This is a genomic window from Pseudomonas sp. GW822-FHT07A10 (genome assembly GCF_058798795.1).
Window position 1 is genome coordinate 34,767 of the sequence record NZ_JBXAKV010000006.1, and the last position, 18,983, is coordinate 53,749.

The 18,983-nt window shown below is 58.8% G+C and carries 22 protein-coding genes and 1 pseudogene; 11 read left to right on the forward strand and 12 right to left on the reverse strand.

The window, feature by feature from the left end:
* Positions 1–40 precede the first annotated feature (40 nt).
* Entirely contained in the window at positions 41–640 is a 600-nt protein-coding gene (locus tag AC1RL4_RS12200) for an NADPH-dependent F420 reductase (protein WP_204124455.1), read from the forward strand.
* Positions 641–807: 167 nt separating this feature from the next.
* On the opposite strand, the gene AC1RL4_RS12205 is transcribed toward AC1RL4_RS12200, so the two are convergent.
* The gene (locus tag AC1RL4_RS12205) at positions 808–1,260 is read right to left on the reverse strand and encodes a winged helix-turn-helix transcriptional regulator (RefSeq protein WP_096480796.1); all 453 of its coding nucleotides are present in this window, start codon (positions 1,258–1,260) and stop codon (positions 808–810) included.
* A 160-nt stretch (positions 1,261–1,420) separates the two neighbouring features.
* Here AC1RL4_RS12205 and AC1RL4_RS12210 point away from each other — a divergent pair, with 160 nt between their 5' ends.
* The 5 genes from AC1RL4_RS12210 to AC1RL4_RS12230 all read left to right on the forward strand — a co-directional run bounded on the left by AC1RL4_RS12210 (position 1,421) and on the right by AC1RL4_RS12230 (position 5,762).
* Complete coding sequence (locus AC1RL4_RS12210; protein ID WP_230172884.1) at positions 1,421–1,933, forward strand: NADPH-dependent F420 reductase; 513 nt, start codon at positions 1,421–1,423, stop codon at positions 1,931–1,933.
* 105 nt (positions 1,934–2,038) lie between these two features.
* Positions 2,039–3,007: an SDR family oxidoreductase gene (locus tag AC1RL4_RS12215; RefSeq protein WP_204124454.1), complete on the forward strand. Its 969-nt coding sequence runs from the start codon at positions 2,039–2,041 to the stop codon at positions 3,005–3,007.
* An 84-nt stretch (positions 3,008–3,091) separates the two neighbouring features.
* The gene (locus tag AC1RL4_RS12220; protein WP_096480794.1) at positions 3,092–4,033 is read left to right on the forward strand and encodes an SDR family oxidoreductase; all 942 of its coding nucleotides are present in this window, start codon (positions 3,092–3,094) and stop codon (positions 4,031–4,033) included.
* 113 nt (positions 4,034–4,146) lie between these two features.
* Positions 4,147–4,767, forward strand: coding sequence for an NADPH-dependent F420 reductase (locus tag AC1RL4_RS12225; protein WP_204124453.1), 621 nt, complete (start codon positions 4,147–4,149; stop codon positions 4,765–4,767).
* Positions 4,768–5,354: 587 nt separating this feature from the next.
* Positions 5,355–5,762, forward strand: a complete 408-nt coding sequence (locus AC1RL4_RS12230) for a DUF3224 domain-containing protein (protein WP_018930269.1) — start codon at positions 5,355–5,357, stop codon at positions 5,760–5,762.
* A gap of 269 nt (positions 5,763–6,031) precedes the next feature.
* Here the strand turns inward: AC1RL4_RS12230 and AC1RL4_RS12235 are convergent, their stop codons facing one another.
* Positions 6,032–6,658, reverse strand: a complete 627-nt coding sequence (locus tag AC1RL4_RS12235; protein ID WP_230172883.1) for a LysE family translocator — start codon at positions 6,656–6,658, stop codon at positions 6,032–6,034.
* A 112-nt stretch (positions 6,659–6,770) separates the two neighbouring features.
* Between AC1RL4_RS12235 and AC1RL4_RS12240 the strand changes: the two are divergent.
* Positions 6,771–6,950: pseudogene (locus AC1RL4_RS12240) on the forward strand (transposase domain-containing protein); the annotation flags it as partial.
* 125 nt (positions 6,951–7,075) lie between these two features.
* Here AC1RL4_RS12240 and AC1RL4_RS12245 read toward each other — a convergent pair.
* Entirely contained in the window at positions 7,076–7,465 is a 390-nt protein-coding gene (locus tag AC1RL4_RS12245) for a MerR family transcriptional regulator (protein ID WP_019582817.1), read from the reverse strand.
* A 74-nt stretch (positions 7,466–7,539) separates the two neighbouring features.
* Here AC1RL4_RS12245 and AC1RL4_RS12250 point away from each other — a divergent pair, with 74 nt between their 5' ends.
* A complete protein-coding gene (locus AC1RL4_RS12250; RefSeq protein ID WP_230172881.1) occupies positions 7,540–8,619 on the forward strand; it encodes an SDR family oxidoreductase in 1,080 nt (359 codons plus the stop codon).
* Positions 8,620–8,878: 259 nt separating this feature from the next.
* Here AC1RL4_RS12250 and AC1RL4_RS12255 read toward each other — a convergent pair whose 3' ends face one another.
* From AC1RL4_RS12255 to AC1RL4_RS12295, 9 genes are all read right to left on the reverse strand, one after another.
* The gene (locus AC1RL4_RS12255; RefSeq protein ID WP_028939807.1) at positions 8,879–9,085 is read right to left on the reverse strand and encodes a hypothetical protein; all 207 of its coding nucleotides are present in this window, start codon (positions 9,083–9,085) and stop codon (positions 8,879–8,881) included.
* A gap of 87 nt (positions 9,086–9,172) precedes the next feature.
* Positions 9,173–10,081, reverse strand: a complete 909-nt coding sequence (locus tag AC1RL4_RS12260; RefSeq protein ID WP_007940239.1) for a MurR/RpiR family transcriptional regulator — start codon at positions 10,079–10,081, stop codon at positions 9,173–9,175.
* A 119-nt stretch (positions 10,082–10,200) separates the two neighbouring features.
* Positions 10,201–10,965, reverse strand: coding sequence for an ABC transporter ATP-binding protein (locus AC1RL4_RS12265; protein WP_204124436.1), 765 nt, complete (start codon positions 10,963–10,965; stop codon positions 10,201–10,203).
* A gap of 18 nt (positions 10,966–10,983) precedes the next feature.
* On the reverse strand, positions 10,984–12,096 hold the full coding sequence (locus AC1RL4_RS12270) for a succinylglutamate desuccinylase/aspartoacylase family protein (RefSeq protein ID WP_019581926.1): 1,113 nt from the start codon (positions 12,094–12,096) through the stop codon (positions 10,984–10,986).
* A 9-nt stretch (positions 12,097–12,105) separates the two neighbouring features.
* Positions 12,106–12,804: an ABC transporter permease gene (locus AC1RL4_RS12275; protein ID WP_477748840.1), complete on the reverse strand. Its 699-nt coding sequence runs from the start codon at positions 12,802–12,804 to the stop codon at positions 12,106–12,108.
* Between the two features lie 14 nt (positions 12,805–12,818).
* Positions 12,819–13,508, reverse strand: a complete 690-nt coding sequence (locus AC1RL4_RS12280; RefSeq protein ID WP_028939805.1) for an ABC transporter permease — start codon at positions 13,506–13,508, stop codon at positions 12,819–12,821.
* A gap of 91 nt (positions 13,509–13,599) precedes the next feature.
* Positions 13,600–14,376, reverse strand: a complete 777-nt coding sequence (locus AC1RL4_RS12285) for an ABC transporter substrate-binding protein (protein ID WP_019581928.1) — start codon at positions 14,374–14,376, stop codon at positions 13,600–13,602.
* Positions 14,377–14,640: 264 nt separating this feature from the next.
* Positions 14,641–15,102: a MarR family winged helix-turn-helix transcriptional regulator gene (locus AC1RL4_RS12290; RefSeq protein ID WP_028939804.1), complete on the reverse strand. Its 462-nt coding sequence runs from the start codon at positions 15,100–15,102 to the stop codon at positions 14,641–14,643.
* Positions 15,103–15,250: 148 nt separating this feature from the next.
* Positions 15,251–15,703: an Ohr family peroxiredoxin gene (locus AC1RL4_RS12295; protein ID WP_019581930.1), complete on the reverse strand. Its 453-nt coding sequence runs from the start codon at positions 15,701–15,703 to the stop codon at positions 15,251–15,253.
* Positions 15,704–15,986: 283 nt separating this feature from the next.
* On the opposite strand from AC1RL4_RS12295, the gene AC1RL4_RS12300 reads away from it, so the two are divergent.
* The 3 genes from AC1RL4_RS12300 (at position 15,987) to AC1RL4_RS12310 (ending at position 18,968) form a co-directional block, all read left to right on the forward strand.
* Entirely contained in the window at positions 15,987–16,967 is a 981-nt protein-coding gene (locus AC1RL4_RS12300; protein WP_028939802.1) for a quinone oxidoreductase family protein, read from the forward strand.
* Between the two features lie 14 nt (positions 16,968–16,981).
* Positions 16,982–17,827 carry a TauD/TfdA dioxygenase family protein gene (locus AC1RL4_RS12305; protein ID WP_019581932.1) on the forward strand — a complete coding sequence of 282 codons (846 nt, stop codon included), beginning with the start codon at positions 16,982–16,984 and terminating at the stop codon, positions 17,825–17,827.
* An 88-nt stretch (positions 17,828–17,915) separates the two neighbouring features.
* Positions 17,916–18,968: a beta-keto acid cleavage family enzyme gene (locus AC1RL4_RS12310; protein ID WP_028939801.1), complete on the forward strand. Its 1,053-nt coding sequence runs from the start codon at positions 17,916–17,918 to the stop codon at positions 18,966–18,968.
* The last annotated feature ends 15 nt before the right edge of the window (positions 18,969–18,983 follow it).

Sequence of the window (18,983 nt, forward strand, 5' to 3'; positions counted from 1 at the left end):
CTTCGGAGCCGCACGGCGTGGCAAACCAAAGGAGATTTTTATGAGCTACGCAATTATCGGCTTCGGCAAACTCGGCCAAGCGCTTGCCAAGGCGTTTGCCCGCAAAGGCATCGAAGTATCCGTTGCAACCACGCGCGATCCGGAAAGTTTTGCAGCCGATGCGGCCGCGATCGGCCCCGGGATTATTCCAAAAACACTGGCGGAAGCCATCGAGGCGGACATTGTCTTTTTGGCTGTCCGTTACGAGTCGCACCGGGAAGTCGCGAAGGCGCTGCAGAACTGGAAGGGCAAGACCGTCATCGATGTGACCAATGCCTACGGCGTGCCCCCTGAGGAGCTGGGAGGACAGCCTTCCTCCAAGGTCGTCGCGCAGGCCTTCACGGGTGCAAGACTGGTCAAGGGCTTCAACCATCTGGTCGCTGCCGTTCTAGACCAGGACCCGGCCGTACAGGGTGGCAGGAGAGTCGTGTTCCTGGCGAGCGACGATGACGGCGCCGCAGCGGAGATTGGTGCGCTCGCGGAAAATCTCGGTTTCTCGCCGATCAAACTTGGCGGGCTTTCGGAAGGTGGACTGCTTGTGCAGGCGCGCGGGAATAGCTGGGGTCCGTTGATCTTTAAGGACTTGGTCAAGTTCGATTGATGGATCGTGATCGTCAACTTTGATGCGATCTCCCTCGTGGAAAAGGGCTGCCATAGTCTGATTGAAGTGAGGGCGGCGCCGGCTTCAGGTCCTTGCTGACAGACCCGCAACTTATACGATTGGATAAGTGCCAATTGCGCCGTGACAGGGCGCGTTTGCCGCCTTGTTCATCCCCCGCTCTCAGGAAAGATGCACCCGCCATTGCGGACCAGCGCCTTCACTTCCTCGCTCACTTGCATCGGGTTTTGACTTAATCGAGCAACAAACTCCTCACGGCGCCGCACGTACGACTTCGAATCATGCTTCGCGCTCCAGAGCACAATGTTGATCACAATTGGAATGAGGTCCAGGCCCTTCTCGGTCAACGTGTAAAAGTCCTTGCGTCTGTCGTCGGGGCTGGGCGCCTTCGAGAGAACGCCTTGCTCCTCCAGAAAGGCAAGTCGGGAAGCAAGAACATTGGTCGCGATTCCCTCTTCCGATTTCAGGAAATCGCCATATGTCTTCTTTCCTACAAAAACGATATCGCGAATGATCAAGAGCGACCACCGGTCGCCGAAAATCTCCACGCCGTAGTTCACCGCGCAATGGGACCGAAAGTCTTCTTTAAGAGCTGTTTTCATGGCTGGATCTTAGCATCACTTGCATGTCGCAAGTAAAACTCAATAGATCACTTGCATTTTGCAAGTTAAAAGACCAGCATGGGTCCTACGTTGAGTGAGTTCGCCGGATCGCACCAGCAGCCTTGGAATGATCTACCCCATACCTGCAAGGAAACCGCGCATGAGCACTATCAGCATCATCGGCTCAGGTGACGTGGCCGTAGCGATCGGCGGCCTTGCCGCCAAAGCCGGACCCACCGTCGAGGTGATGAGTCGTGACGCCGCCAAGGTGCGGGCGCTGGCCGAGCAGATCGGAGCAGGTGCCACGACAGGCACTTACGGCGCCGCCCTGGCTGGGGATGTTGTCATCCTGGCGGTTCCGTACTCCGCCGTTCTCGATGTGGTGAAGCAATACGGGGAGGCACTGGCCGGCAAGCTTCTTGTCGACATCACCAACCCCGCCCCTACCGACGCGGAAGTTGCCAAGGTGTTAACACCCACTTCTCCCACGCCCTGGCCGACGGTCCGACCGAGGGCCACCCGCTGGACGTGTTCATCGCCGGGGACGGCGAGCAGGCGAAGGTACGCGTCTCGGCGTTCATCAAAAACCTCGGACTGCGTCCGATGGACACTGGGCCGCTGCTTATGGCTCGAACGCTGGAGCTCGACTGCCTGCTGTCGCTGGGCCCCATGACCCACTCGGTCAAAAGCACCCATTTCGCGATCGGCGTCAGCCTTCCCGACTTAGCGCACGCACACCAGCGTGTCTCGTATCACTCTGCTCAGAAAGGCCAATAACATGCTCGTTTTCGTCACTGGCGGCACCGGCCACGTCGGTTCGTACGTCATCCCCGACCTCATCGCAGCCGGCCACGAGGTCGTCGCTCTGGCAAGGTCAGACGCATCCGCGTCAGTGGCGTCCGCGCTCGGCGCCAAGGTGCGTCGTGGAGATCTTGCCGACCTCGAAGGGCTCAAGGCGGCGGCGGTCGAGTCCGACGGCGTCATCCACCTCGGATACAGGCCCGAACTGCTTCCGTCCGGCGGGATCGCGGCCTTAGTCGAATCGGAACTCGCGATCGTCCTCGCGTTCGGTGAGGCGCTGGCGGGCACGGATAAGCCACTGGTCGTTGCAGGCAGTATCGGCACGCCCATGAACGTGGGCAGGGCGGCGCCTATCGGCGCACCGGTTAGTCTGGGTCGCCCGGCGACCGAGGATGATCCCGCTATAACTGGCGGCCCGATCAATTCAGGCACTCTGTTGGCACGCAATATCGTGGAAACCGCTGTCGTGGGCCTGGCGGAGCGAGGCGTTAGATCGTCGGTCGTGCGGATTCCCACTCTCTTACACAGTGCGACCGGTCGCCTGCAGCTGATCATGCTCGCGAAAACAAAGGGTTTCGCCGGCTATCCGGGAGACGGCAAGAACCGGTGGCCCGCCGTACACGTCCGCGATCTTGCCTCTCTGTTCCGCCTGGCGCTCGAGAAGGGGGCCGCAGGTAAAACCTGGCACGCGATCGGCGACGAGGGAATCCCGTTCCGCGAGATCGCCGAGGCTATAGCCGCTCGGCTGGGAATACCCGCCGTGAGCATCCCCGCGGACGAACTGATGCTGCCGGGCTACTTTGGGTTCCTGGCGGCAGTGGTCACGCTAGACCTCCCCGCGTCGAATGCCATAACCCGCCAGGCTCTTGGCTGGGACCCCGTTCAGCCCGGTCTGATCGAGGACCTCGACAACGGCCATTACTTTCCGCCGACTGACTTGAGCTGACGGCGGGGCGCTGGATCGTTAATGCGCCCAGCACAGTCCCCTAGCGCCTTTTTCCGCACCCCATCACCCACGAGGAACACGCATATGCATGTTTTTGTTACCGGCGGCACCGGCCATTCCGGTCCGTACATCATCTCCGATCTTATAGCCGCCGGCCATGAGGTCACTGCTCTGGCTCGGTCCGACAAGGCCGCGGCGGAGGCTGCTGCGCTCGGCGCCAAGGTACGTCGCGGCAATCTTGAGGATCTCGACGGGCTAAAGGAAGCGGCCGCAGCGTCGGACGGCGTCATTCATCTCGCGCATCGGCAGGACCTGATCCCAACCGGCGGGATCAACGCCGTTGCGGCCGCGGAGCTTGAGATCATGCTCGCCTATGGCGAAGCATTGGCCGGAAGCGCAAAGCCGTTGGTCGTGTCTGGAAGCGTCGGCTCGCCCGGGTGGGAGGGCTTGGGCCGGCCGGCCACCGAGGAGGATCCGCCCCTTCCCGGCGGCGATCCGTACAAGAATACCCTGCGGGTTCGGAACATCGTGGAAACCACGGTGATCGGTCTCGCCGAAAAGGGCATACGGTCTTCTATCGTGCGGATCCCTGAGATCATGCACAGCTCCACCGATAACGCCGGCTTCCTTCCGCTGTTGATCGGGCTGGCCAGGGAAAAGGGTGTCGTCGGCTACCCCGGAGAAGGTGCCAACCGTTGGGGGGCCGTGCATGCCCGTGACCTCGCCACCGTGTTTCGCCTGGCGCTGGAAAAAGGCGCGGCGGGCAGAAGCTGGCATGCAATCGCCGACGTGGCTGTTCCGTACCGCCAGATCGCCGAAGCTATTGCCAGCCGGTTGAATCTGCCGGCCGTGTCTATCCCCGCGGACGTGCTGATGCTGCCCGGATACTTCGGGTTCCTTGCGAATCTGGTCACGCTGGACACCCCGACATCGAACACTATCACGCGCCGGGTTCTTGGCTGGGAACCGACTCAGCCCGGACTCTTCGCCGATCTTGATAGCGGTCATTACTTTCCGGCCGACTGATGAGGTGACGGCACGCCGCCGGGTCGCACTACTCCCGGCGGGTGGCCAAGCCGTGACAGCGTAACCCGTCCAGAAACGATGAAAAACTACCCGATTTCAAACGGAGACTGCACATGAGCACTATCAGCATAATCGGTTCGGGAGGCATGGCTGCGGCTGTTGGCGGCCGTATCGCCAAGGCCGGACACACCGTCGAGGTTGTCAGTCGCGATCCCGCCAAGGCGCAGACGCTTGTCGACAAGATCGCATCCGGAGCGATCACAGGGACTTACGGCGCCACTCCGGCGGGCGAGATCGTCATTCTCGCCGTACCGTACACCAAGGCGGTGGCTGTACTGGCCGACTTTGGGAACGCGCTCGACGGTAAGGTGATCATCGATATCACCAACCCGGTTGCTCCCGATCTTTCGGGCCTCGTTACCCCCCACGGCAGTTCCGGTGCGCAGGAGATCGCCAAGGGCGCCCCGGCCAGCGCGCATGTTGTCAAGGCGTTCAATACCCTCTTCGGCCATGTACTTGCGAAGGATGAACGCCTCGATGCGTTCATTGCGGCGGACGATGCGGACGCCAAGGCGCGCGTCTCGACCTTCCTTGAGAGTCTCGGGCTGCGTCCGTTGGATGTCGGCGGCCTGCAGATGGCCCAGACACTCGAGTGGCTCGGTCTGATGATGATCGGCCTGGCTAAAAACGGCGCCGGCACCTGGGACATCGCCATGAGTGTCGATATCGGCTGAATCACCGACACCACGTCCTCACCAGCAGGCCAACAACGTGTTCGGTTGGATCGGACACGATCCTGGGTAAAGGAAATGGAGAGATTTCGATGAGCACACAAGAGAATGTCCAGGTTGTGAAGAATTTTTTTGCAGCCATGGGCCGCGGCGATAAGCCAGGTCTGCCGAAGATATCGAGTGGATCATTCCGGGCGAGGGGGGGCCGCTGGCCGGCACGCACCTATACACACAGTCACCCATGCCGCCACCGTCATTAATGCGTTAACTCGATCACTGATGGGCAGTGATGCGAATCAAGTTACCTATGAGCCCCAAAGCGCACAAGCCGGCGGATTCTGGCGCAGGCGTAGGCAACGACGCAAGGCGTTGTAGCCTCGATGAAGTAACACCGGGTGTACTTAAACACGCAGCTAAATATCTAGGGTAAGGCGAGCGGATATACAGAGCTACGGCCTGCCTACGCACCAGGCTAGTGATTGTCAGCAACTGCTGCCGCATAGGTGGCAACGGGTATAATTAGGCAGAACGGTGTTCCCGGCACATCAGACCAGCACATTCCCTTACTACGACGAAAGAGCTAAATCCCCATGAAAATGACTGTTAGCTGCACGTTTCAGATAACTGGCTGGGACGAGAAGCCGTCTCAAGAACTTGAGGGCACTCCGAAACTCTCACACGCCAAAGTCACGCAGTCCTATTCTGGCGCCATCGAGGGAACAAGTAGCGTCGAATACCTCATGTCTTATAGCGTTGACGGCACAGCTAGCTTTGTTGGTTTTGAACGGATTTGTGGTGTGGTAGCAGGTAAGAGCGGAACATTTGTTGTTCGGCATTCGGGATCATTTTCGGAGGGAAAGGCGCGCAGCACTTGGAGTGTCGTGAAGGGGGCAGGCACGGGGGATCTAGTAAATCTTAGCGGTAATGGTAACTACGTTGCTGGTCATGGTGAGCCGGCACAAGTGTCATTTGAATACTCGTTTGAACCTGACAGCTAAAGTGTATTGGCTGGATGCATCCCCGTTTCTGGCAAAGCTTATCCGAGGCTTTTGACGTGAACGAGGTTTGAAGGGCTAAGGGTTGTATGGATTCACGGTCGCAGTAACGGCGATTGCCTGGAGATGACGAACACCATTCGATTGAAATGAGGTCGTCTAGGCGTGTCTACCGGACGCTTACGAAAGATCAGCCTTAAAGTAGCCAGCGTCATAATCATAGAAACCCCGCGAGGCTGGAATTCCAGCCCCGCAGCGCCAAGACATTGATCCTATTTTTGGCTGAGCGCCGCTATCGATACTCCCGAAGCGACGAAGGTGAGTCCTGCCCCTACGTTCAGGCCATTTACCAGCCGTGGGCTCTGACGCAAAAATCGGGACAGTACAGTGGCAAATACGCCCATAAGTGCGAATCCCACTGCCGTAAGGGCGGCGAACCATATGCCGTACACCAGCATCTGCACGCTCACTGAGCCGCGTTGTGGGTCGACGAACTGCGGGATGAACGCAAGGACGAAAAACCCAGGCTTCGGATTGAGTGCTGCGGAGAGTAATCCCGTGAGGAAAATGCTCGGCAGTGATTGCCGAGTCGCCGGCTGGAAGCTAATCAGGCTACGAGAGCGTAGGACTTTTATGCCAAGCCAAAGCAAATAACCGGCGCCGATAAGCTTGACGACCCAGAAGGCAACGGCGGACGTCTGCATCAGCAAAGTCAGTCCTAGCGAAGCGGTTGCCACATGAAAGAGAATTCCCGCCCCAGATGCCATCCCCGACACGATAGCGGCTATCCTGCCCTGGCTGAGTCCTCGGCCTACGGCCAGCAGATTGTCCGGGCCTGGTGCGAGCACCAATAGCAAGCACGCGGCAGTATAGGCAAGCCAGATATTGATCGGAAACACGGCATTCTCCTTAAGCCTCACCGAGGCATCCATCCTCACGTAGCGCCAGAATGTGCACGTACCAGGCTGCAAAGTCAAAGCCACTTCATTTGAGAATATGTGTTTGAAGAGCCTATTCGCGGGCTTGTTACGCAGCGGCAAACGTGCGGCTGCGATTATGAGTTTGACCCCGTCGGCACGGCTTAACGGCCATGATCCGTATGCGTATCCAAAGGGCGTGCTCACGCGACTGCCGATGCAGCGGGCGAGTGAGATTACCGAGTTGCTGCCGCATGGATGGGCGCCCATTTAACCTCGCAAGGTCTGTTGGGCGGACGCTTACTGTCCAGGGCCTGGCCAGAAGGTTTTAGAAAATGCGTAAGGGGGGGCTTGAAACTGGAAGCAGGCTGCAGCTTCCGTCTTCTAGATGCTGACAGTTCAGTTGGAAGAGTTGTTCAGCTGCTGAAGCTCAAGTTGCTTGGCAGCACTGGCTTCGAGGTTTGCACGCTCTTCATCCAGATACCGATAAATGCTTTGGAGGTTGGCGATTTTCTGTTTGATTTCTGCCATCTTCTTTTCAATGAGCTTAGCGCCGTCAGCACAATCGATCAGCTTGTTCCGCTGCGCATCCAGAATCTCGCCTATTTCCCCCAGGGAAAACCCCATGCTTTGCGCGCGCTGGATAAAGTCCAGATCCTGCAGAGTTTGCGCTGTGTAAACGCGATAGTTGTTAGTTTGCCGCAGCGATGAGATCAGACCGATTTGCTCGTAGTAACGCAGTGTATGGCGGCTGGCGCCACTGCGGGCTTCGAGTTCGCCGATTTTCATGAAAACACCGCTTGACTGTAGAGTTGGGTCGATAGTTTACGCTTGATTTCTCACCTTAAACAAGGAACAGGGAAATGAGCGTGGAGTGCTTTGTCACGGGGGGTACCGGCTTCGTCGGTCAACATTTGGTGGCGTACCTGAGTGCAAAAGGTCACACCATTCGGGTGTTGATGCGTCGCCCGGAGCGACTAGCTGCACTGCGCGAGCAAGTCGACAATTTGGGAGGGAACGCAACCCGGGTATTTGCCGTAGCTGGCGATCTGGAACGGGACAACCTCGGGCTGAGTCTTGCTGACCGAGAAGTGCTAAGGCACGCCAGAGTCGTATTCCACCTGGGCGCCCACTTCGCTTGGGGGCTTTCAGTGGAGCATTCTCGTGCGGTGAATGTGGAAGGGGCAAAGCGCGTGGCGCTGTTGGCGGCTGAGCAAAAAAGCCGGTTAGTGATGATCGGCGGCTACATGCTGAAAAATCATGAACATCTGCAACGCATCGGAATTGATCCTCGTTATCCGGAGCTGACGAATTGGCCTGCCGTCTACCGGCATGTCGGTGGTTACGAGGGGAGCAAGCTGGAGGCGCATTTTGCGACCCTGGAGGTCATGTCCGCCAAGGGCGGGGAGATTACCGTTGTCCACCCCGCGACAGTTTGTGGCCACAGCCGCACGGGGCATATCCTTGACGGTCAGCCGCTGGTGGAGCTGATACGCAACCTTGTGCAGGGAAAGCTGACTGCAGTGCCCGGTACCGCCGAGCACTGGCTGCCACTGGTCACCGTGGATTACCTGGTTGAGCTGGTGGCGGTTTGTGCTTTTGATCCTGCCATGGTGGGCCAGGAATTGCTGGCGCTTGATGACCAAACTCCCAACTTGCGAGAACTCCTGGCACAGGTGGCACAACCTTTGGGCTTAAAGTCTCCCAAGCATTACATTTCACTCCGATTGCTGAAGTTGCTACTGATTATTCCTCCCTTCGCGCGGTTTTTGAATACAAAACCCGAAGCCTTGGACTTTATCCAGACCACTCGTTTTGATACAGCGGCGGTCGAGCAATTTGCCAACAGGCATGGAATAGCCAAACCGGATATACGTCAGTCATTGCAGCACACTGCCACGTTCGTCAACTCAAATTGCATAGCCAAGGGCAAGGCCCGCTAGCAATGGCGGCAGAGCACGCGGAAGTTGCTAAACGATTGCTCATCCTATGTGACGGTGAAGTAATGAATATCCAAACCGTAAGGAGCGAGAGTAGGTACCTGGAAAATGGCCAGCTCTGCTGAAATAGTTGGCATTCGGGTTTAAAAAGGCTTCGATAGATGACTTTGATAGCGCTATGAGGACGGGGAAAGCATCCAAAAATTTTTCACCTGGGTTATTCGCCCAGCCTTCACCTCAACCGCCGATTGACTCATACATCTTAATGGAGAGTCGAAATCCTTCGACTTTCTCCAATCCTGATCCGATCAAGCGCCCGGTTTAGTGCATCCAAGGCATCAAGGAGGGCTTTCGCCTCAGCTTCCCGGCCATCACCCCAAAGGCGTTCTGCCATTTTGTTCAGGGCCTGGATGGAGCGCTCAATTTCAGCAGCAGTCGCCGCTTTGCTTTCCGGTTGTTTCTTCGGCATTGAGTAACCTTTCTGCAGGGCAGTACTTGCCTTCAGTTTCTAGCCCAAGAGTATCGGCCACCAGGGACAACTACCCCTCGCCAGATATCACTTCTTCGACGATTTGCTGCTGGCAGGAATATGCAAATAAGACATCACGCTCTCGGTCAGCTCGGTCGCCAGCTTGACCGCTTCTTTATTGCGCGCCATCACGCCCGCCACCAAACCTTCAATCAAGGCGAGTACGGCGATGTTGGAGCTGGTCATCACCGGATGGTCGGCGGGGGCAAACAGCACGTGTTCGGCAATGCTGGTGAGCGGCGATGCGGGTGAGTCGGTGATCGCCAGCACCGAGGCGCCGCGCTCATTGGCGAAGCGGGCGAGTTGCAGGGTATCGAGGGAATAGCGCGGCAGGGAGATCGCCAGCAACACATCCTGATCGGTGATGGCGGCCAGGCGGTAAGCGGCGTTTTCGTTGCCGCCCTCCATGCTGATGGCGGTGGCGTCTGCACAGAAGGGCATCAGGGTCGAGGCGGCGAGGCCTGCGAAGTAGACGCTGTTGCCAAAGCCCAGGATGTAAATTTTGCGCGCTTCGATCAGGCGGGTGACGAACGCTTCAAAGGTGTCGGCGTGGTTGTTGGTGGCTGCCGTGGCGAGGTTGCTGGTGGCGCTCTGGATTTGTTCATGCAGGCCAAACGCACCGCCGGGACGATGCGCCAGTTCGTTGCGCAGTTTGTCGACCGGCGACACCATCTGCTGCAACGTTGCGACCAGCTCGGCCTTCATGCCGGTGTAGCCACCCAGGTTCAGTGCCTTGGCCAGACGATTGACCGCGGCCGGCGAGGTGGAGGTTTCATGGGCCATTTCTTCGATGGTCAGCGTCGCGGCCCTTAGCGGGTGACGCAGGATAAAATCCGCCACCTTGCGCAGTGACGGCTGTAGATCGGAAACGATTTCCGCCAGTTTACGCATCACCGGCGCGGCATAGACCGTGGTGTCTTTCGAAGGGGTCGGCATGTCCGGCTCTACAGTTCCTGAAGGGTTGGAGAAGGCTTGGTTCGAGGTTGGCTGGAGTGTATCGCATGCCAAACCTCGTTGTGCATCGCCAAGCCAGGGAGCGGTGAGCGAGCCGGTGGTTATTTCAAGCTGCCGGCCAGAAACTGCCGAAGCCGCTCGGACTGTGGATTGACCAGCACTTCACGCGGATTGCCGCGCTCCTCGACCAGGCCCTTGTGCAGGAACACTAGCTGGTTCGAGACCTCGCGGGCAAAGCCCATTTCGTGGGTCACGACTACCATGGTGCGGCCTTCGAGTGCGAGGTCCTGCATGACTTTCAGCACTTCGCCGACCAGCTCGGGGTCGAGGGCTGAAGTCGGTTCATCGAACAGCATCACTTCCGGCTCCATGGCCAGCGCCCGGGCAATCGCTACCCGCTGCTGCTCACCACCCGACATGTGCGCCGGCCAGGCGTCCATGCGGTGCGCCACGCCAACTTTGTTCAGGTAATGCTCGGCCTTTTCCCGTGCTTCTTTCTTGTTGATGCCCAACACATGCACCGGGGCCTCCATGACGTTTTCAAGGGCACTCATGTGCGACCAGAGGTTGAAGTGCTGAAACACCATCGACAGTCGCGAACGCATGCGTTGTAGCTGTTTGGGCTCGGCAGCCTTGAGCCCGCCGAGTTTGTTGGTCACCAGCTTGAGCGGTTCGCCATTGAGCACGATGTTGCCGGCGTTGGGCTGCTCCAGCAGGTTGATGCACCGCAGGAAGGTGCTTTTGCCGGAGCCGCTGGAGCCGATGATGCTGATCACGTCACCGGCCTTCGCTTCCAGGGACACGCCCTTGAGCACTTCGTGGGTGCCGTAGCTTTTGTGAAGATCCTGAATTTCAAGTTTGTACATGGTTTCAACTCTCTGGAATCAGTCGCTGAGCAAGCGGCCTTGGCGAATAGGGCGAGTACCGGCCACTTTGGCCAGCCACAAACCGGGCTGGGCAAAGCGCAGACGTTCACGGGCATAGAGGATGCCGTCGGTGCTGGCGCGCACGATGCTGTGGCGATCGGTCAGCGGATCAATCACTTCGAACAGCGGGTCGCCGACCCTGACCCGGGCACCCAGCGGTTGCAGATAACTCACCACCCCCGGGTGCGGTGCGTAGGCGTACTGCGCACCGGCGAATGGCGTCGCTTCACACTCGGTCGGTGGCGCGGCGGGCCAGTCACCGCTGATCAGGCCTTGTTCGGCGAGATAGCCGAGAATGGCCTGCGCGCTGTCGATGCAGGGCTCGCGTTCGGTATCGGCCATGCCGCGCAGTTCAATGGTGGTCGCCACACAGGCCAAAGAAATATCGGCTTCAGGAAAGAGTTCGGCCAGACGCAACCAGGGAATCGCGCAGGCTTCATCAAAGGCACTGCCGCCCGCATCCTCGGCCAGCAATGCGGCGCCGGCACCCAGTCGAGCGGCCAATGAGCGCAGGCGCGGCCAGTGTTGCGGCATGGCGTAAAGCAGCATGATCGACTCGAAATCGCAGTGCAGGTCCAGCACCACATCGGCGTCACAGGCATGTGAAAGCAACAGGCGGCGCAGGCCATCGAGTTCCGAGGTCGGCGGTGGCATGTCGGCGAGAACATCGGCCATGGCGCGGCGGATCAGCCCGGTGTTGACGTCGGCGTGGGCGCCCAGTTGACCTTTCACCAGCGCCGCCACAGCTTCGGCCAGCTCTGGAAAATCACGATTGAAGTTCTTCCCGCTGGAGAACTCAAAACGACCTTGATGGGTGGCCTGGAACATCTGGGCGATGCCAATCGGGTTGGCCATCGGCACCAACTCGACGACCCCATTCAGGCGACCTTGTTCTTCCAGCACGCGCAGACGCTGCTTAAGTTCAACCGCCACACGCATCCCCGGCAACTCATCGGCATGCAGGGAGGCCTGGATGTAAGCCTTGCGCGGCCCGCTGCCAAAACGAAACAGCGACAGACGTCGTTCTGTGCCCGAGGCACCCCACGGCAACAGGTATTCAATGTGTTCCATAACAGCTCCTTAGTGCTTGCGCGGTGCCAGATAGGCCAGCCAGCGGCGCTCGGCCAGCTTGAACAGACGAACCAGGATGAAGGTCAGGGCCAGGTAGATAAGGCCGGCGGTAATGAACGCCTCGAATGGCAGATAGAACCGCGAACTGACCGTACGAGCGGCTCCGGTGATGTCGACCAGGGTGACGATCGACGCCAGGCTGGTGGTCTGCAGCATCATCAGCACTTCGTTGCTGTATTGCGGCAGTGCCCGGCGCAAGGCCGACGGCAGGAGCACGCGGCGGTACAAGGTAAAGCGCGACATGCCCATGGCCTTGGCGGCTTCGATCTCGCCGTGGGCCGTGGCCTTCAAACTGCCGGCCAGCAGTTCCGCGCTATAGGCGCTGGTATTGATCGCGAAGGCCAGGCAGGCACAAAAGGTTGCGCTGGACAGGTAAGGCCAGAGCACGCTTTGGCGTACCGCTTCGAACTGCGCCAAGCCGTAATAGATCAGGAACAATTGCACCAGCATCGGGGTGCCGCGAATCATATAGGTGTAGAGCCAGGCCGGGAAGCTGATCAACGGCGATCGGGAGACGCGCATCAGCGCTAAAGGAATCGCCAGCACCAGGCCAACGGCCAGGGAAATCAGCAGGACTTTGAGGGTCAACAAGGCGCCATTGAGGTACAGCGGCAGGTTTTCCCAGATCAGGTTGTAGTCGAGAATCATGGCTGTGCTCCCCGTCACAGTTCGGCGGCTTTGATGCCGACCGAGTAGTGGTTTTCCAGATAGCGCAGCACCAGCAATGACACGCTGGTCAGCATCAGGTAGAGCGCGGCAACCGCGAGGAAAAACGTGAACGGCTCATGGGTGGCGTCCGCTGCGTTTTTGGCTTTGAACATCATGTCCTGCAACCCGATCACCGAGATCAGCGCGGTGGATTTGGTCAGCACCAACCAGTTGTTGGTGAACCCCGGAATGGCGAAACGAATCATCTGCGGCACCAGAATCCGCCAGAACACCTGAGCGCCGCTCATGCCATAAGCCACACCGGCCTCGCCCTGGCCTTTGGGGATTGCCATAAAGGCGCCGCGAAAGGTCTCCGAGAGGTAGGCACCAAAAATGAAACCCATGGTGCAGACGCCGGCGATAAAGGGGTTGATGTCGATGTAGCGGGTGTAACCGAGCGCGAGGGCAATGCGGTTCACCAGATCCTGGCCGCCGTAGAAAATCAGCAGGATCAACACCAGGTCGGGAATACCGCGAATCAGGGTCGTATAGCCTTCGCCCAGCACCGCCAGCCATTTAAACGGTGACAAGCGAAAGGCGGCGCCGATCAGACCCAGGGCAATCGCCATGGTCATGGAAGTCAGGGCCAGATTAATGGTCAGCCAGGCGCCATCGAGAATGCTCGATCCGTAGCCGTGAAGCATGATGAAGTTCCTCAAGCGAGCGCCGGGAGGCGCGCGAGACAAGCCAGAATTGGCACCCGCAAACGCCGGCGCCAGGGTTTCGGGTAACGGCTTATTCGCCGTAGATATCGAAGGCGAAGTACTTGGCCATCACTTGCTGGTACTTGCCATTGGCGCGGATGGCGTCAATCGCTGCGCTCAGGCGTGCAACGTTCGCACTGTCGCCTTTACGCACCGCGATCCCGGCGCCTCTGCCGAAGTATTTCGGGTCGTTGATGTCCGGCCCAACCAGCGCGAAACCTTTACCTATGGGGGTTTTGATAAAGCTCTCGTCGGTGTTGACGATGTCGGCGAGGGTGGCGTCCAGGCGACCTGATGCCAGATCGAGGAAGGCTTCATTTTGTGAGCCGTAGCGGACCACTTCGACACCGGCTTGCGCCAGCTGCTCGGTGGCGAAACGGTCGTAGGTCGAGGCGCGTTGCACGCCGACTTTCTTGCCTTTGAGATCGACCAGCGGGTCGTTGATCACGCTGCCGCTCTTCATCGCGAACTTGCCCGGCGTGTGGTAGTACTTTTTGCTGAAGTCGACCGACTTCATCCGGTCTTCAGTGATCGACATCGACGACAACACCGCATCGATCTTGCGCACTTTGAGCGACGGGATCATGCCGTCGAATTCCTGGATGACCCATTCGCACTTGACCTTCATCTCTGCGCACAGCGCGTTGCCGATGTCGTAATCGAAACCACTGACATTGCCCTCCGGCGTCTTGAAAGAGAAGGGCGGGTAGGCGGCTTCGATGCCGATACGCAGGCTGTCCTCGTCGGCGTGTGCCAGCAAGCTTGCGGCGCACAGTGCCAGAGCACCTAGAAGTTCTGTCTTGTTCATATTGTTGACTCCTTGGATGGGGCGTTGGTGATACGGGGCTGCCGTCCGGTCTGGCGAGGTGGACTGTCCTGATGATTTGCGAGGCTATAAATGACATAAAATATTTCACAAATCAACTGCATGAAAATAAACATATCAAAACGGGGCGACAAGCGGAGTACTCATGGGCAGTAACCGCAGCCCTGCCAGCGAGCCTTTGAATAAAAAACGGGCGCCGATCAGGGCGCCCGTTTTTTCATTCCGGTATCAAGGTATTTGTTTTGCTCATCCCTCGGCTTTCGTCGATTTGATGAGGTTGTTGCGCAGTTTCACGATCGCGTTCTGCAACTGTGCGAACTCTTCCGGTTCCAGACCCGTTGCGTGGGAAAGGCCCGTTTCGGGACGGTCTTCACGCAGCTGTCGACCACTTTTCGTCAGGCTGATCCGCACCTGCCGTTCGTCCTCGGGATCACGTTGCCTCTGCAGATAGCCCATCGCTTCCAGCTTCTTCAGGATCGGTGTGAGCGTGTTTGATTCGAGAAACAGTTTCTCGCCCAGGCTGCCCACGGTTTGGTGGTCTTCCTCCCATAGCGCAACGATGGTGATGTATTGCGTATAGGTGAGCCCCAAGTGCTCGAGTATCGGCTTGTAGGCCTTGCCGAAGGCCAGGTTCGTGGAATAGACCGCAAAACACAGGAAGTCGGAGAGCTTCAGATCAGCGGGGACGGTCTTGTCGGTGCGTTTCATGTGCTTCCTCATTGGCCAAAGTAGAAGGCTCGCAAAAGCAAAATATACCTCGTGTACGATTTTATCGGAATGGGTTTGGCCTTGTTATTCGCATGCGCTTAAAGCGCATGCGATGTATGTGGGTAAAAAAAATGCCAATCGCGGTGCGTTAAACCGTGAGGACGTTCAGGGCCACGTCGATATTGCCGCGCGTCGCCTTCGAGTACGGGCAAATCTGATCGGCGGTGTGCGCCAGTGTCGTTGCAACGTCGTGCGCCAGACCCGGCACGCGGAGCGTCAATCGAGCCTGAAGGAAGTAGGCCGCACCGGTCTGGCCCAGATCGACTTCGATGTCGACCGACAAATCAGACGGCAGCACCACGTTCATGTCATTGGCCACCAGCCCGACAGCGGCGGTGTAACAGGCCGACCATGCACCGGCGAACAATTGCTCGGCGGTCGGGTGTGGCTGAGCAGCGGCGAACACGTGCGCCGGTTTCGCGCTTCCAGGCGACGACAGCGTGATGTCGAGGCTGCCGTTATGGCCACGCGACGTGTTGCCAGCGGCGCTGGCGGTGGTGTGAGTTTTGCCGGTCATCAGGACTTTTTCGATCTTGCTCATGGGGTGGATCCTCAGTGTTTCGAATGATGTAAGTTGTGTATCGTGTGCGTTTGTATCGCATGCGATTTAATAATGATTGCGCAAGCACCCATCGCTGTCAATCAGTCGGGTTGCGTCGCCCGACGAGTGGCCTGTGGATGCCACCCCTGCCTGCCGGCTCACTGTCATGAAATGAAAAGCCATTGTCGTCTGATGAGAAGCGGCTCGTCTGGCGGCGTCCTACAGTCCAGTCAGCGCAAATCGACGCTGCACGCCAACCCTGCAGACTGGAGAATAAGAAAACATGGCCAAAGCCGTACGCTTCTACGAAACCGGTGGTCCCGAAGTCCTTCGTTATGAGGACGTCGAAGTCGGCGAGCCCGGTCCAGGTCAGGTTCGTCTGCGTCATGTGGCGGTGGGCCTGAACTATGCCGATACCTACTTTCGCAATGGCACTTATCCGATCCCGATGCCCAATGGCATGGGGGTCGAAGCCTCCGGCGTGGTCCAGGCGATCGGCGAGGGGGTTACCAACGTGCGCGTGGGGGATCGCGTCACCTACACCGGTTTTCTCAATACATTGGGTGCCTACAGCACCGAACGGTTGATCCCGGCCGCACCGCTGATCAAGTTGCCGGAAACCATCAGTTTCGAGACCGCCGCGGCGATGACCATGCGCGGCCTGACGTCGTCGTACCTGATGCGGCGCATTTACGATTTCAAGGCTGGCGACAGCATTCTGTTGCACGCCGCCGCAGGTGGCGTGGGCCTGATCGTGGCGCAGTGGGCCAAGCTGCTCGGCCTGACCGTCATCGGCACCGTGTCCACCGAGGTCAAGGGTGAAATCGCCAAGGCCCATGGCTGCGACCATGTGATCAATTACAGCCATGAAGACGTCGCCCCGCGTGTGCGCGAGTTGACGGACGGCGTTGGTGTCAACGTGGTGTTCGACAGTGTCGGCAAGAACACCTTCATGGGTTCCCTGGATTCGCTCAAGCGTCGCGGTCTGATGGTGTGCGTCGGCACGGCCTCCGGTCCGATCCCGGCTGTCGATCCGGTACTGCTGGCGATGAAAGGCTCGCTGTTCATGACCCGCCCGGCCCTGGCCGACTACATCGCCGACCCGGCGGAAAAAACCGCGTTGGCCAATGAGTTGTTCGACCATGTCGGCAGCGGCCGGATCAAGATCGAGATCAACCAGCACTATGCCTTGCAGGATGCCGTCCAGGCCCATCGTGACCTGGAATCACGCAAGACCACGGGCTCATCGATTTTCGTCATTTAAGGGAGTCGTCTTCCATGAAAGTCGAACAATTGACCTGCAGCATTGGCGCGGAACTGCTGGGCGTCAACCTCGCCGATGCGGTGCATGACGACGGTCTTTTTGCCGAGATCCGTGCTCAGTTGCTCACGCATCGCGTGGTGTTCCTGCGTGATCAGGAGATCACCCGGGCCGAGCACGTGGCCTTCGCCCGGCGCTTTGGCGAACTGGAGGATCACCCGGTGGCCGGCAGTGATCCGGATCATCCAGGGCTGGTGCGCATCTACAAGCGCCCGGACCAGCCGATGGACCGTTACGAGAACGCCTGGCACACCGATGCGACCTGGCGCGAAGCGCCGCCAATGGGCTGTGTGTTGCGTTGCGTGGAATGCCCGCCAGTTGGCGGCGACACCATGTGGGCCAACATGGTGGAGGCCTACGCACGGTTGCCGGATGACGTAAAGGCGAAGATCGCCGACCTGCGTGCGCGCCACAGCATCGAAGCGAGTTTCGGTGCCGCGATGCCGATTGAAAAGCGTCTGGCGCTCAAGGCGATGTACCCGGATGCCGAGCATCCGGTGGTCCGTACCCATCCGGAGACTGGCGAAAAGGTGCTGTTCGTCAACGCCTTTACCACCCACTTGAGCAACTACCACACCCCCGAGCGGGTGCGCTTCGGCCAGGACGCCAACCCGGGTGCCAGTGAGTTGCTGCGCTACCTGATCAGCCAGGCTTACATCCCCGAGTACCAGGTGCGCTGGCGCTGGAAACCCAACAGCATCGCCATCTGGGACAACCGCAGTACCCAGCACTACGCCGTCATGGATTACCCGCCGTGCCATCGCAAGATGGAACGCGCCGGCATCATCGGCGACAAGACTTAACGATCGACCGCAGCTGCATTCGCTCTCACAGACACGTCCGCCCGGCGCGATCCGGGCGTGCGGACAACCATAATAATAGGAGTAACCCATGCAATTCTTCGACGATTCCCTGCACCCGGAAAACATGGAAAAGGTAGTCATCACCGTGGCCCCGTATGGCCCCGAGTGGATGCCGGAAGACTTTCCCGAAGACATCCCGTTGACCATGGATGAGCAGGTGCAGAAAGCGGTCGATTGTTATGAGGCGGGTGCCACGGTTTTGCACCTGCACGTGCGCGAACTGGACGGCAAGGGTTCCAAGCGTCTGTCCAAGTTCAACGAGTTGATCGCCGGTGTGCGTGAAGCCGTGCCGGACATGATCATCCAGGTCGGCGGTTCGATTTCCTTCGCCCCCGAAAGCGATGGTGAAGCGGCCAAGTGGCTGTCTGACGACACTCGCCACATGCTCGCGGAGCTGACGCCAAAACCGGATCAGGTGACGGTGGCTATCAACACCACCCAGATGAACATCATGGAGTTGCTGTATCCGGAATACCTGGAAGGTACGTCCCTGGCCAACCCTGCCTATCAGGCGGCCTATAGCGAAATGACCGTACCGGCTGGCCCGGCCTGGGTCGCCGAACACCTCAAGCGTCTGATGGACAACGGCATCCAGCCGCATTTCCAACTGACCGGCATGCATGCCATGGAGACCCTTGAGCGTCTGGTGCGCAAGGGTGTCTACAAGGGCCCGTTGAACCTGACCTGGATCGGCATCGGCGGCGGTTTCGATGGCCCCAATCCGTTCAACTTCTTCAACTTCATCCATCGTGCGCCGGACGGTTGCACCCTGACCGCCGAATCGCTGCTCAAGAACGTACTGCCGTTCAATACCATGGCGCTGGCGATGGGGCTGCACCCTCGCGTGGGGATTGAAGACACGATCATTGATCAGAAGGGCAAGCGTTTCAGCTCGGTGCAGCAAATCGAGCAAACCGTACGCATCGCCCATGAACTGGGTCGCGAAATCGCTACCGGTAAAGAAGCCCGCGAGATCTATCGCATCGGTGTGCAGTACCAAAGCATCGAAGAAACCCTGTTGGCCAATGGCATGGCCCCCAACCGCAAGGCCGGACAAAAAGGTGTGCCGCAACGCGGCTGATCGACTGATCGGCAG

What these genes read in the sequence shown, in the direction of transcription:
- AC1RL4_RS12200 (WP_204124455.1), top strand. Translation starts at nt 41, where the DNA reads ATGAGCTACGCAATTATCGGCTTCGGCAAACTCGGCCAAGCGCTTGCC.
- AC1RL4_RS12205 (WP_096480796.1), bottom strand. Translation starts at nt 1,260, where the DNA reads ATGAAAACAGCTCTTAAAGAAGACTTTCGGTCCCATTGCGCGGTGAAC.
- AC1RL4_RS12210 (WP_230172884.1), top strand. Translation starts at nt 1,421, where the DNA reads ATGAGCACTATCAGCATCATCGGCTCAGGTGACGTGGCCGTAGCGATC.
- AC1RL4_RS12215 (WP_204124454.1), top strand. Translation starts at nt 2,039, where the DNA reads ATGCTCGTTTTCGTCACTGGCGGCACCGGCCACGTCGGTTCGTACGTC.
- AC1RL4_RS12220 (WP_096480794.1), top strand. Translation starts at nt 3,092, where the DNA reads ATGCATGTTTTTGTTACCGGCGGCACCGGCCATTCCGGTCCGTACATC.
- AC1RL4_RS12225 (WP_204124453.1), top strand. Translation starts at nt 4,147, where the DNA reads ATGAGCACTATCAGCATAATCGGTTCGGGAGGCATGGCTGCGGCTGTT.
- AC1RL4_RS12230 (WP_018930269.1), top strand. Translation starts at nt 5,355, where the DNA reads ATGAAAATGACTGTTAGCTGCACGTTTCAGATAACTGGCTGGGACGAG.
- AC1RL4_RS12245 (WP_019582817.1), bottom strand. Translation starts at nt 7,465, where the DNA reads ATGAAAATCGGCGAACTCGAAGCCCGCAGTGGCGCCAGCCGCCATACA.
- AC1RL4_RS12250 (WP_230172881.1), top strand. Translation starts at nt 7,540, where the DNA reads ATGAGCGTGGAGTGCTTTGTCACGGGGGGTACCGGCTTCGTCGGTCAA.
- AC1RL4_RS12255 (WP_028939807.1), bottom strand. Translation starts at nt 9,085, where the DNA reads ATGCCGAAGAAACAACCGGAAAGCAAAGCGGCGACTGCTGCTGAAATT.
- AC1RL4_RS12260 (WP_007940239.1), bottom strand. Translation starts at nt 10,081, where the DNA reads ATGCCGACCCCTTCGAAAGACACCACGGTCTATGCCGCGCCGGTGATG.
- AC1RL4_RS12265 (WP_204124436.1), bottom strand. Translation starts at nt 10,965, where the DNA reads ATGTACAAACTTGAAATTCAGGATCTTCACAAAAGCTACGGCACCCAC.
- AC1RL4_RS12270 (WP_019581926.1), bottom strand. Translation starts at nt 12,096, where the DNA reads ATGGAACACATTGAATACCTGTTGCCGTGGGGTGCCTCGGGCACAGAA.
- AC1RL4_RS12275 (WP_477748840.1), bottom strand. Translation starts at nt 12,804, where the DNA reads ATGATTCTCGACTACAACCTGATCTGGGAAAACCTGCCGCTGTACCTC.
- AC1RL4_RS12280 (WP_028939805.1), bottom strand. Translation starts at nt 13,508, where the DNA reads ATGCTTCACGGCTACGGATCGAGCATTCTCGATGGCGCCTGGCTGACC.
- AC1RL4_RS12285 (WP_019581928.1), bottom strand. Translation starts at nt 14,376, where the DNA reads ATGAACAAGACAGAACTTCTAGGTGCTCTGGCACTGTGCGCCGCAAGC.
- AC1RL4_RS12290 (WP_028939804.1), bottom strand. Translation starts at nt 15,102, where the DNA reads ATGAAACGCACCGACAAGACCGTCCCCGCTGATCTGAAGCTCTCCGAC.
- AC1RL4_RS12295 (WP_019581930.1), bottom strand. Translation starts at nt 15,703, where the DNA reads ATGAGCAAGATCGAAAAAGTCCTGATGACCGGCAAAACTCACACCACC.
- AC1RL4_RS12300 (WP_028939802.1), top strand. Translation starts at nt 15,987, where the DNA reads ATGGCCAAAGCCGTACGCTTCTACGAAACCGGTGGTCCCGAAGTCCTT.
- AC1RL4_RS12305 (WP_019581932.1), top strand. Translation starts at nt 16,982, where the DNA reads ATGAAAGTCGAACAATTGACCTGCAGCATTGGCGCGGAACTGCTGGGC.
- AC1RL4_RS12310 (WP_028939801.1), top strand. Translation starts at nt 17,916, where the DNA reads ATGCAATTCTTCGACGATTCCCTGCACCCGGAAAACATGGAAAAGGTA.